Source organism: Streptomyces sp. NPDC059443 (assembly GCF_042750105.1).
GTDB lineage: Bacteria > Actinomycetota > Actinomycetes > Streptomycetales > Streptomycetaceae > Streptomyces.
Genome location: NZ_JBHYVM010000020.1, coordinates 20,679 through 32,553 on the forward strand (window position 1 = coordinate 20,679; position 11,875 = coordinate 32,553).

The window sequence follows — 11,875 nt, forward strand, 5'->3', positions numbered from 1 at the left end:
GCCGTGCGGCCGTGCCGTGCCTGTAGGACGGGCCGGGCGGCCGTCCGGGCGGGGCGGGGCCGGCTGAGGGAACGGGCCGGGCGGGCCCGGGGATCCGGGGCGCACGGCCCGCTCCGTCAGGCGGCCATGGCCGCGGGCCGGGCGGGCCCGGAGATCCGGGAGATCCGGGCCCGCTCGGTCAGGCCGCCATGGACGCGGGCCGGGCGGGCCCGGAGATCGGGGAGATCCGGGCCCGCTCCGTCAGGCCGCCATGGACGCGGGCCGGGCGGGCCCGGAGATCGGGGAGATCCGGGCCCGCTCCGTCAGGCCGCCATGGACGTGGGACGGGCCGGTGCGGCCGGGCGGTTCACGGCTTCTACGGGTTCCCCCGCGAGGACCCGGCGTACGGCGTCGGCCGCGTCGGCTCCCGCGCGGTCCTGGGCCTCGGCGGTGGAGGCTCCTAGGTGGGGCGTGACCACGACGTTGTCCAGGGTGAACAGCGGGTGGTCGGTGCAGGGTTCGACGGCGAACACGTCGAGGCCCGCGCCGGCGACCCGGCCTTCCTTGAGGGCGGCGAACAGTTCGTTCTCGTCGACGATCCCGCCACGGGCGGCGTTGACGATCCGCACCTCCGGTTTCATCCGGCGGAACGCCTCGAACCCGAGCAGGCCGACGGTCTGCGGGGTGCGCGGCAGGTGGACGGTGATGAAGTCGGCGCTGTCTAGAAGCTCTTCGAGGGTGACCAGGTCGATGCCTTCCGCGGCGGCCCGCTCCGGGTCGGCGTAGGGGTCGTGGGCCACCACCCGCATGTCGAAGGCGGCCAGCCGGCGGGCGACGAGGGTGCCGATGCGGCCGAGGCCGATGACGCCGAGCACCTTGCCGGACAGCTCGACTCCGCCGAACGCGGAGCGCTGCCACGAGCCGCCGCGCAGCGAGGCGTCGGCGCGCGGGACGTGGCGGGCCACGGCGAGCAGCAGGGCGATGGTGAGTTCGGCGGCGCTGACGCTGTTGGCGTCCGGGGCGTTGACGACGCTCACCCCGGCCTCGGTGGCGGCCGCGAGGTCGACGTTGTCCACTCCTACGCCGGCCCGGCCGATGGCTTTGAGGCGCGGGGCGGCGGCGATGGCCTCGGCGTCCATCCGGGTGGCGCTGCGGATGAGTACGGCGTCGGCGTCGGCGAGCGCGGCCAGCAGCGCCGTGCGGTCGGTTCCGTCGACGCGGCGGATCTCGGTACCGGGGCCCAGGGCCCGGGCGGCGGAGGCGGCGAGCGGTTCGGTGATGAGGACGACGGGTGTGGGCATGGGGTGCTTGGGGTGCACGGGGTGTATGGGGTGCATGGGGTGTCCTTCCGGGAGGGCGGGGGCAGATGGCCTAGGCGGAGCAGGCTCGGTCGAGGCGGTCGCCGGCCGCTTCGAGCTTGGTGAAGGTCTTCTCCAGGTCGCCGACCCTGCCCTGGGCGGGGTCGGAGGTGCGGATGCGGCCCGCGAACTCGTCGTAGACGTCGGCGAACTCGCCGAGTGCGGTGCGCACCTTGGGGTCGGTGGTCTTCTGCCCCGCGGCGCGCAGCTCCCCGGCGAGGTCGTTGGCGCTGCGGGCGACTCCTTCGGGGTCCTTCTCGATGTCGTCGGCGGAGTTGGCGAACCGGTCGGCGGAGGCGATGGTCCGCCCGCACGGGTAGGGCGCGGAGCCCGCGTCGGTGGTCGGCCCGCAGCCGGTGGCCGCGGCGGCCAGCAGGGCGAGGGTGACGAGAGCGGTGAGCCGGTCGGTGCGCATCAGTAGCCACCCCACTGGATGAGGACCTGGTCCCGCTCGGCTTGCGAGAGCAGTTCGATGGAGCCCACGGGCTGTTCCGGGGCGTCTGCCATGGCTTCGAGGGCGCGTGCCATGCGCTCCAGGAACACCCGCGCCTCGTCGGCGCCGTACACGTCGGGGCGGTGGCCCAGGCGTAGTTCGAGTCCGCCCGGGACGGGGACGGCTATGAGCCTCAGGGGGTAGTGCGTGGCGTCGTGGACGGCCAGTGCGGCCAGCCGGGGGCCGGTGACGGCGGCGGCCAGCGCCTCGGTGTCGAGGGGGTAGTTGACCAGCATGGTGGTGGTGTCGAAGAGTTCCCGGCCGGTGGTGAGGCGCTGGACGCGGGAGAGTCCGAGGTGGTGGTGGGCCATCAGGCGGACCTGTTCGGCCTGGAGCCGGGTCAGGAGCGCGTGGAGGGGTTCGCGGGGGTCGGTGCGCACCCGTACGGGCAGGGTGTTGCAGAGCATGCCGATCATGCGTTCGATGCCGGGTACTTCGGCCGGCCGGCCGGAGACGGTGGCGCCGAAGACCACGTCCTGCGATCCGGTGGCCTGGGCGAGGACCAGGCCCCACGCGGTCTGGTACTGGGTGTTGAGGGTGACCCCGTGGGCGCGGCCGCGCTCGGCGAGGCGGGCCAGGAGCTCGTCGGGGATCAGGTGGGTGACCTGCTGCTGGGCCACGGCGGGCCGGGCCGCTGCGTCGGGTGCGATGAGGGTGGGCTCTTCGATCCCGTCGAGGTAGGCGGTCCAGGCCTCTTCGGCGCCGGCCTGGTCCTGGGTGACGAGCCAGCCGAGGTAGTCGCGGTAGGGGGCGACCGGGGGCAGGGTGTCGCCGCGGCCCGCCCACAGGGCGAAGAGCTCTTGGGCGGCGACGGGCAGGGACCAGCCGTCCCAGACGATGTGGTGGGTGCTCAGGAGCAGCCTGTGGTGGTCGGGGGCCAGTCGCACCAGGGTGAGGCGCAGCAGGGGCGGGCCGGAGAGGTCGAAGCCGCGGAGGCGTTCGTGTTCGGCGAGCCGGGCGGCGGCCTCTTCGCGGGCGGCGGCGGGCAGGGCGCTCAGGTCGCGTTCGGCCCAGGGCAGGACGGCCGTGTCGCTGACGGCCTGGACGGGTTCGCCGAGCCCTTCGTGGTGGAAGCCGGCCCGCAGGTTGGGGTGGCGGTCCAGGAGGGCCTGGCCGGCCGCGCGCAGGGCGGCCGCGTCGAACGGTCCCTCGAAGTCGAAGGCGACCTGGGTGTTGTAGGTGTCGCCGGCACCGTCGGCTTCGAGGGCCTCGGCTTCGAGGGCGTGGAAGAGGAATCCCTCCTGGAGCGGGGTCAGCGGCAGGACGTCGGCCAGCTCCGGGACGGCCCGTTCCAGTGTGTCCACGTCCTGCTGGGTGAGGGTGGTGAGCGGGAAGTCGGAGGGGGTGCGGCCGCCGCCGCCGGGGCGGGCCGCGTGGGCGGCGATGCCGGACAGGGCCTCGGTCCACAGGGCGGCGAGTTCGCTCAGGGCCTCCTCGGTGAGGACTCCGGCGGGGGCGCCCCAGTCGGCGTACAGCTCGGGGCCCGAAGCGCCCTCGCGGGCCAGCACGTTGACCTCCAGCGCGTGGGCGGCGGGCAGGCCCGGGTCCGCGCCGTCGGGCAGGGCGTCGCCGGGCAGCGGCTGCCAGGGCAGGGCCTCGTCGGTAGCGCTGCCCAGGCGTCCCAGGTAGTTGAACAGGACGCGTGGTGCGGGCAGGGCGGCGAGCCGGTCGCGGGAGAGCGGGTCGAGGTGGCGCAGCGGCCCGTGGCCCAGGCCGTCACCGGGGACGGCGCGCAGCTGTTCCTTGACGGCCTTGACGGCGCGGCCGGCGGCGGGGCCGCCGGAGGTGATCTCGGCCCAGTCGGGGCTGCCGGTCTCCAGGCGGACGGGGTGGACGGCGGTGAACCAGCCGACGGTGCGGGAGAGGTCGAGGGCGCCCTCCCCGGCGCGGCCGTGGCGTTCCCGGTCGACGAGGAGCGGGGTGCCGGGGGCGGCGGTGACGTGGCGTCCGCGCCATTCGGCGACGGCCAGGGCGAGGCCGGTGAGCAGGACGTCGTCGATCTGGCCGTGGAAGGCGGCGGTGACGGGGCCCAGCAGTGCGGCGGTGACGGCCGCGGGGAGCGCGGTCCTGACGTGGCGGGCGGTGGCGGCCGTGTCGGTGGCCGGGTCGACGGGTCGGGCGCCGATGCCGGGCTGGGGGATGTCGGTCATGGCCTCCCAGGCGGGGAGTTCGGCGCGCCGGGCGCCGGCTTCGGCGGTGCGCAGCTGGTGGTTGGCCCAGGTGCGGTAGGAGGTGGCCACGGGCGGCAGGGTGGGGGTGCGGCCGGCCGCGAGGGCCTCGTAGGCCGTCTTGAGGTCGGGCAGCAGGATCCGCCAGGAGACTCCGTCGACGACGAGGTGGTGGACGGCGAGGAGCAGCCGGCCGGGTAGTCCGGGGCCGGCGTCGAAGCGTACGGCGCCGACCATCCGGCCGGCCGCCGGGTCGAGGGTGTCGCGGGTGGCCTCGGCGGCCGCGCGGACGGCGGCGTCGAGGGCGGCGCCGGTGAGTCCGGTCGTGTCGGTGCGGGTGAGCAGGCCGGGGTAGCGCAGGCCCTTGCGGGGGACGATCAGGACCTGGTGCTCGCGGTCCAGCCGGGCGCGCAGGGCGTCGTGGTGGTCGAGGAGGGTGTGCAGGGCCTCGGCGAGCACGTCGTCGTCGGTGTCGGCGGGCAGGGCGATGAGCATCGCCTGGTGGAAGCCGTCCACGGAGCCGCCGCGGCCGAGTACGTCGCGGGCCACGGGCGGGAGCGGTACGGGGCCCAGGGCGGCGGTGGCGGGCTCCGCGGGGGTGGTGGCCGTGTCGTCGGTGCGGGCGGCGACGGCCAGGGCTTCGACGGTGCGCAGCTTGAAGATGTCGGAGGGGGTCAGGCGCAGTCCGTGTTCGCGGACCCGGGCGACGAGCTGGATGGCCATGATGCTGTCGCCGCCGAGTTCGAAGAAGGAGGCGTCGGCGCCGGCCCGTTCCACCCCGAGGACCTCCTGGAAGAGGCGGGCGAGGATCTCCTCCCGTTCGGTGACGGGGGTGCGGCCGGGTCCGGTGTCGGTGAGAGCGGGTACGGGCAGGGCGGCCCGGTCGATCTTGCCGTTGGGGGTGAGGGGCAGCGCGTCGAGGACGACGACGGCGGCGGGGACCATGAAGGACGGCAGGACGTCGCCGACGTGGGCGCGCAGGGCGGCGGGGTCGAGCGGTCCGGCGCCGGGGGCGGGGGCGGCGTAGGCGATGAGGCGGCGGCTGCCGGGGCGGTCCTCGCGGGCGACGACCACGGCCTGGGCGACCGCCGGGTGGCGGGCCAGGACGCTCTCGATCTCGCCGGGTTCGATCCGGTAGCCGCGGATCTTGACCTGGTGGTCGCCGCGGCCGATGTAGTCGAGGTGGCCGTCGGGGTGCCAGCGTACGAGGTCGCCGGTGCGGTACATGCGTTCGCCGGGCGGGCCGAAGGGGCAGGGCTGGAAGCGGTCGGCGGTGAGGCCGGGGCGGCCGGCGTAGCCGCGGGCGAGTGCGGGGCCGGCGGCGTACAGCTCGCCGGGGACGCCGGGCGGTACGGGGCGCAGCCGCTCGTCCAGTACGTAGACGCGCATGTGGGTGATGGGGCGGCCGATGGGCGGGGCGAGGCTGCCGGAGAGCGGGGCGCTCATGGTGGTGCAGACGGTGGTCTCGGTGGGTCCGTAGCCGTTGAGCATCCGCACGCGGGGGGCCCAGCGGGCGACGAGCGAGGGCGGGCAGGCCTCGCCGGCGACGACCAGGGTGCGCACGGTGGGCAGGGCGTCGGTGGGCAGGACGGACAGGGCGGCGGGCGGCAGGGTGATGTGGGTGACGCCCTGCCGGGCGACGAGTTCGACGAGTCCTTCGCCGGGGAGCAGCTGGTCGGCGGGGGCGAGGACGAGGCGGGCGCCGGCGAGGACGGAGACGACCACTTCGAAGGTGGCCGCGTCGAAGCTGGGCGAGGCGAACTGCAGGACGCGGCTGTCCGCGTCGAGGCGCATGGCCTCGGTCTGGGCGGTGAGCAGGGGGGCGAGGCCGGTGTGGGTGACGGCGACGCCCTTGGGGCGGCCGGTGGAGCCGGAGGTGTAGATGACGTAGGCGGTGTTGTGCGGGGAGAGCGGCGCGGCGCGGTCGGCGTCGATGGGGTCGGTGGCGGGGCGGGCGTCGACGGCGGCCGCGGTGGCGGGGTCGTCGAGGACCAGGCGGGGGCATCCGCCGGCGATGACTTCGGCGGTCTCGGTGGTGGTGACGGCGCAGACCGGCCGGGCGTCCTCGATCATGTACGCGATGCGTTCGGCCGGGTAGTTCGCGTCTACGGAGAGGTAGGCGCCGCCCGCCTTGGAGACGGCCAGCAGGGCGGTCAGCCAGGCGGCGGAGCGGGGCAGGGCCAGGGCGACGGTGGTCTCGGGGCCGGCGCCGGCGGCGATGAGGTGGTGGGCGAGCCGGTTGGCCCCGGCGTTGAGCTCGGCGTAGGTCAGCTCGCCGGTGTCGTCGGCGACGGCGATGCGGTCGGGTGCCTCGTGGGCGCGGGCCTCGAAGAGGGCGGCGAGGGTGGCCGGTTCGACGGGGGCGGCGGGGTCGGCGGTCTCGTTCCACGTCTCGGTGATCGTGCGGCGTTCGGCGGCGTCGAGGAGCGGGACGGTGTCGAGGGGGCGCTCGGGTTCGGCGACCACGGCGTCGAGGAAGGCGACGAAGCGGTCCTGGTACGAGGCCACTTCGGACCGGGAGTACTGGGTGGGGTCGGCGTCGAAGTCGAAGCGCAGGCCGTTGCCGTCGGCGCGGTCGTACACGGCGAGGGCGAGGCCTTCTACGGGGCCGAGGGAGAGGTTGTGGGCGGTGGCCCCGTGGCCGCCGAAGGAGATCTGGTAGTCGAAGGCCATGATGTTGACCACGGGGCCGATGAGGCCCATGTCGGTTCCGGTCAGGCCGAGTTCGCGGCGCAGGTCCTCGTAGCGGCAGCCCTGGTGGCGGACCAGGGTGCGGACCTGCTCGGAGACACGGGGGGTGAGCTGCGCGAGGCTCTCGCCGGGCCGGACGTCGATGTGCAGGGGCATGACGGTGGAGGCGAAGCAGGGGGTGCGGCGCACGGCCTTGCCGGTGCGGCCGGTGACGGGCAGGCCGAGGACCACGTCGCTCTGGCCGGTCATCCGGGACAGGTAGGCGGCCATGGCCGCGATCAGGAGGATCGGACGGCGGGTGCGGGCGGCGCGCGCGGCCTCCGCGAACTGGTCGGCGCGGTCCTGTCCGACGGTGCGGGTGCGGCGGATGAAGGAGGGCGCCCCGGCGGCGAGCTCCTGGGCGGTGGGCGCGCCCTGGGGGGTGCCGGGCAGGCTCACGGGGGCGGGCAGGGAGGCGAGGCGCCCGGCCCAGTGGGCGCGGTCGGCGGCGGCCTGGTCGGAGGCCCGGTACGCGGCGTCCTCCGCGAGGACTTCGGTCAGCGGGAGGAATTCGCAGGGCTCGGCCTCGCGGCCCTCGACGAGGGCGGTGTACAGCTCGGCGAGGCGGCGTCCGACCATGGCCCCGGCGACCCCGTCGATGACGAGGTGGTGGTAGCGGTGGAAGTAGAGGAACCGCCGCTCGGCGAGCTTGATGAGGGCGTAGGTGGCGAGGCCTCCGGCGGCGAGGTCGACGGGACGGTTGAGGTCGGCGCGCATCCAGGCCTCGGCGGCGGCGAGCGGGTCGGTCTCGGCGCTGAAGTCCGGGGCGGGCAGGGGCGGCAGGGTGTCGTCGAGGTACTGCCACAGGCCCTCGTCGTCCTCGGCGATGGTGCGCACCCGCAGGACGTCGGCCTCCAGCAGCAGGGCGTGCCAGGCCCGCTCCATCAGGGCGTGGTCCACGGGGCCGTCGATGGCGAAGTACTCGGCCACGTTGTAGCCGCGCCCGGTGCTGTCGAGCTGGTGGGCGAACCAGAGTCCGGTCTGGGCGGCCGACAGGGGCAGCCGCTGGTGCGGGAACATCTCAGGCATGACGGTCTCCAGCAGGGTCGAGGCCGAGCCGGCCGGTGAGGAGGTCCATGAGTTCGCCGGCCCGCCCTTCGAGGTAGAAGTGGCCGCCGGGGAAGGTGTGCACCTCGTGTCCGGCGACGGTGTGGCGGGCCCAGGCGGCGGCGTCCTCCACGGTGCAGGAGGCGTCCTCGGTCCCGGTGACCACGGTGAGCGGGCAGGTGAGGGGGGCTCCGGGGGCGTACCGGTGGCCGGTGAGGAGCCGGAAGTCCCCGCGCAGGGTGGGCAGGGTCAGTTCGCGCAGTTCGGGGATCTCCAGCAGCTCGGCGCCGGTCCCGCCGAGGCGGCGTACGTAGGCCAGGACGGCCTCGTCGTCGGGGAGCGGCAGCCGGTCCCGGGTGTCGATGTGGGGGGCCTTGCGGGCGGAGGCGAACAGCCGGACCACGGCGGACGGGTGGCGGGGGCGCAGCAGGCGGGCGGTCTCGAAGGCGAGGGTGGCGCCCATGCTGTGGCCGAAGAAGGCGGCCGGCAGGTCGAGCCAGGGCTCGATGGCGCGGACGAGTTCGCGGAGCATGACGGCCATGTCGGTGACCGGCGGTTCGTCGAACCGGTCCTGGCGCCCCGGGTACTGGACGGCGACGACCTCCAGCTCCGGCGGCGCGGCCTCGGCCAGTTCGCGGAAGGTGCTGGCTCCGCCGCCCGCGTGCGGGAAGCAGAACAGCCGGGTGCGGGCGGCGGGCCGGGGGGCGAACACGCGCAGCCAGGCGGTGGCGGCCGGGGACTTGAGAACCGGCATCGCGTCAGCCTTCCGTGCCGGAGGGGGCGGGGACCTCGGTCGGAGCCGGGGTGTGGGGCTCGGCCATGGCCACGGCGATCTTGCGGGGGCCGGTGAAGGGCTCGCGGCCGTGGCTGGAGAGCATGTTGTCCACGACGAGTACGTCGTCGCGCCGCCAGTCGAAGCGGACGCTGGCCTGCCGGTAGCAGGAGCGCAGGTGGTCCAGTACCTCGTCGGGGATCCTGCCGCCGTCGCCGTAGTAGGTGTTGCTCGGCAGTTCCTCCTCGCCGAAGAGCTCCAGCAGCCCCTCGCGCACCTCGGCGGGCAGGGTGGTGTGGTGGAAGAAGGTGACGTGGTTGAACCAGACCTCCTCGCCGGTCCCGGGGTGGCGGTGCACCGCGTCGCGTACGGCCCGGGTGCGCATCCCGCCGCCCGGCAGCCACTCCAGGCCGAGGTCCTTGGCGGCGGCCAGGCGCTCGACCTCGGCGCGGTCGCCGGTGTTGAACACGGACTCCCACGGGATGCCGAAGCCGGGGTGGAAGGTGCGGGTGGCCATCCAGCGGCGGCGGGTGAACTCCTCGCGCACGTCGGGGTGGACGAGCTCCAGGATGCGGCGGGTGTCGGCGAGCGGGGTGGCCCCGAGGGAGTCCGGCTCGGCGATGCAGCAGAAGTAGAGCAGGCGCGGCCAGGAGGACTGGTAGGAGTTCTCGTTGTGGAGGAAGATCTCCTCGTCCGGCGGGTAGTCCGTCGAGGTGTAGACGTTGCCCTTGATGGTGGAGCGCGGCGAGGACCGCTCGGAGTACGCCAGCGGGGCGCCGGACAGGGCCCGTACGGCGGCGTCGAAGCCGTCGACCCCGTCGAGGGGGAAACCGCGCAGCAGGACGGCTCCGTGCTCGTGCAGGGCGGCGCGGATGCGGGTCCGTTCGGCGTCGATGTACGCGGTGATGCCGGGGTGGGTGCCGTCGTGCTCCAGGACGAGCGGCAGGGTGCGGGTCGTCTGTTCGGGCTGGGTCGTCGTCATGACTGGTCGGCCTTCTCGTCGCTCGTGTCGGAGCCGGATGTGTCGGAGCCGGATGTGGTGGAGCCCTTGGCGGGTCCGGTGGCGGGGCTCTCGCGCCCGGCCTCGCGGATCGCGGGGTTCACCGCGGCGAGTACGGTCATCAGCGCCATGGCGGCGGAGATGCCGAGCACCGTGGTGGAGGTGGGGAAGGCGGCCAGCAGCAGGCCGCCGACGAGGGCGCCCGCGGAGTTCATCCCGGAGGCCATGAGCATGAACACGCTGCTGACGCGGCCCTGCATCCCGTCGGGGGTGATCCTCATCTGGTGGACTCCGGCGCCCACGTTCATCAGGGAGCCGGCGAAGGCCATGCCGCCGCACAGGGCGCCGAGGGCGAACGGGTCGGTGAGGAGGGCCACCGGGGCCATCAGCGCGGCCCACAGGGCGAAGGCGCCGATCACCAGGGTGGAGGGGGCCAGCCGCTTGAGCCACCAGGAGGCGCTCAGCGCGCCGAGCGCGCCGCCCGCGCCTTCCATCAGCCCGAGGACGCCGAGCAGCGCGGGCGAGTGGCCGGCCTCCTTGAAGATCAGTACCAGGGAGAGGTTGAGGATCTGGAAGAGCATGTTGCTGCCGGCGACCAGGGCCACGGCGGCGCGCATGAACTTCTGCCTCCACACCCAGGCCACGCCTTCGGACACCTCGGCCCTGAGGCTGCGCGGCGCCGCGGTGCGCTCCTCCTGGAGTTCCTTGCGGACGAAGAGGAGGCAGCCCAGGGCCAGCAGGTGGGCGAGGGCGGTGACGCCGAACGGCAGCCACCGGGTGAGGGCGAACAGGGCCACTCCGGCCGGCTGTCCGAGCAGGCCGGCGACCTGGCTGCGGGCCTCGTTCTGGGAGAGGGCGGCCGGCAGGTGGTCGGGGTGCACCACGTTGCGCACCGCCGCGCGTTCGGCGAGCCGGTAGAAGACGAACGCGGAGCCCTCCAGGAAGGCGGCGGCCATCACGTGCGGTAGCCACAGCCGGCCGGTGGCCAGGGCGGCGGCGACGCTTCCCATGGCGAGCAGGCCCACGAGGTCGCAGACGATCATCAGCTTGCGCCGGTCCCAGCGGTCGACGAGGGCGCCGGCGGGGAGCTGGACCAGCAGGTGCGGCAGCAGGGCGGCGAAGCCGACCAGTCCGGCCCCGGCGAGCGAACCCTGCCAGATCATCAGCAGCGGGTACGCGGCCTGCGCGGCCTGCACGCCGAGCAGTGAGAATCCGGCGCCGGTCCACAGCAGCAGGAACTCGCGGTTGCGGCGCAGCGGGGTGGCCGGGGCGGCCGGGCTCCCGGGCCCGGCGGGGGCGGGGCGTTCTTCGAGGAGGGTCATGCCGCCCAGGCCTCCCGATCGTGCTCGTGGCGGACGCCTTCGGCGGCTCCGGAGGCGGCGACGCCCGCGGCGCACCATTCCAGGACGGCCATGGCGCTGTGCATCTTGTTCTCGGCCTGCTGGAAGGCGATGCTGTGCGGTCCGTCGAGCACCTCGGCGGTGACCTCCTCGCCCCGGTGGGCGGGCAGGTCGTGCAGGAAGGCCGCGCCCGGGCTGGTCCTCCACAGTGCGCCGGTGACCTGGAACGGGGCGAAGCGCTCGCGCCAGTCGGCGTTTGCCTTGCTGCTGCCGGTGGTCTGCCAGCGGGAGGTGTAGACGGCGTCGAAGCCGCCGGGCAGGTCCCGCATGTGGTGGTGCTCGGTCAGGGTGGCGCCGTGGCTTCGGGCGTGGGCCAGGGACCGCTCCCGGACGGCGGGGGCGAGGCCGTAGCCGGGCGGGGTGCGCAGTTCGAGCGCGGTGCCCGGGTAGCGGGTCAGGCCGAGGGCCAGCGCGGCGGCGGTGTTGTTGCCCTCGCCGACGTACAGGACGCGCAGGTCCCGGATCCGGCCGAAGCGGCCGAGGAGGGTGGTGAGGTCGGTGAGGCCCTGGGTGGGGTGCTCCTCGGCGCTCATCGCGTTGACCACGGACATCCGGGACTGGGAGGCCCAGCCGCGCATCTCCGCGGGGTCGCCGGCCGTACGGGCGACCAGCAGGTCGAGCATCCGGGAGAAGACCCGGCCGGTGTCCTCGGTGGTCTCCCCGGTGTTCAGCTGGAGGTCGTCGGCGCCGTAGGTGACGATCGTGCCGCCCAGGCGCAGCACCCCGGTGGAGAAGGCGGTGCGGGTACGGGTGGACGTCTTGCGGAAGTACACGCCGGTGACCAGTCCGGCGAGCGGGTCCCCGGGCGCGGCGGCGCCGGCCGAGAAGGCGGCGCCCCGCTCGACCACGGCGTACAGCTCGGCGTCGGTGAGGTCGTCGAGGGAGATGAGGTGTCGGGCTGACACGGTGTCCTCCAACAGTGGTTGGG

At 74.7% G+C, this 11,875-nt stretch carries 6 protein-coding genes and 1 pseudogene; all 7 read right to left on the bottom strand.

Going from position 1 to position 11,875, the window contains the following annotated elements; translation table 11 throughout:
- Positions 1 to 344: 344 nt before the first annotated feature.
- Positions 345 to 1,280: pseudogene (locus ACFXDJ_RS20190) on the bottom strand (hydroxyacid dehydrogenase); the annotation flags it as partial.
- A gap of 70 nt (positions 1,281 to 1,350) precedes the next feature.
- Positions 1,351 to 1,752, bottom strand: a complete 402-nt coding sequence (locus ACFXDJ_RS20195; protein WP_384650576.1) for a hypothetical protein — start codon at positions 1,750 to 1,752, stop codon at positions 1,351 to 1,353.
- Complete coding sequence (locus ACFXDJ_RS20200) at positions 1,752 to 7,757, bottom strand: amino acid adenylation domain-containing protein (protein WP_384650574.1); 6,006 nt, start codon at positions 7,755 to 7,757, stop codon at positions 1,752 to 1,754. Before ACFXDJ_RS20200 ends, ACFXDJ_RS20195 begins: the two co-directional genes overlap by 1 nt.
- A complete protein-coding gene (locus tag ACFXDJ_RS20205) occupies positions 7,750 to 8,529 on the bottom strand; it encodes a thioesterase II family protein (protein ID WP_384650572.1) in 780 nt (259 codons plus the stop codon). The genes ACFXDJ_RS20200 and ACFXDJ_RS20205 overlap by 8 nt, the downstream gene beginning before the upstream one ends.
- A gap of 4 nt (positions 8,530 to 8,533) precedes the next feature.
- The gene (locus ACFXDJ_RS20210; protein ID WP_384650570.1) at positions 8,534 to 9,529 is read right to left on the bottom strand and encodes a TauD/TfdA family dioxygenase; all 996 of its coding nucleotides are present in this window, start codon (positions 9,527 to 9,529) and stop codon (positions 8,534 to 8,536) included.
- Complete coding sequence (locus tag ACFXDJ_RS20215) at positions 9,526 to 10,869, bottom strand: MFS transporter (RefSeq protein ID WP_384650568.1); 1,344 nt, start codon at positions 10,867 to 10,869, stop codon at positions 9,526 to 9,528. Before ACFXDJ_RS20215 ends, ACFXDJ_RS20210 begins: the two co-directional genes overlap by 4 nt.
- The gene (locus ACFXDJ_RS20220) at positions 10,866 to 11,852 is read right to left on the bottom strand and encodes an ornithine carbamoyltransferase (RefSeq protein WP_384650566.1); all 987 of its coding nucleotides are present in this window, start codon (positions 11,850 to 11,852) and stop codon (positions 10,866 to 10,868) included. Before ACFXDJ_RS20220 ends, ACFXDJ_RS20215 begins: the two co-directional genes overlap by 4 nt.
- Positions 11,853 to 11,875 lie beyond the last annotated feature (23 nt).

Bases quoted from the DNA above. Each gene is read 5' to 3' on its own strand.
- ACFXDJ_RS20195 (WP_384650576.1), bottom strand. From the start codon at position 1,752: ATGCGCACCGACCGGCTCACCGCTCTCGTCACCCTCGCCCTGCTGGCC.
- ACFXDJ_RS20200 (WP_384650574.1), bottom strand. From the start codon at position 7,757: ATGCCTGAGATGTTCCCGCACCAGCGGCTGCCCCTGTCGGCCGCCCAG.
- ACFXDJ_RS20205 (WP_384650572.1), bottom strand. From the start codon at position 8,529: ATGCCGGTTCTCAAGTCCCCGGCCGCCACCGCCTGGCTGCGCGTGTTC.
- ACFXDJ_RS20210 (WP_384650570.1), bottom strand. From the start codon at position 9,529: ATGACGACGACCCAGCCCGAACAGACGACCCGCACCCTGCCGCTCGTC.
- ACFXDJ_RS20215 (WP_384650568.1), bottom strand. From the start codon at position 10,869: ATGACCCTCCTCGAAGAACGCCCCGCCCCCGCCGGGCCCGGGAGCCCG.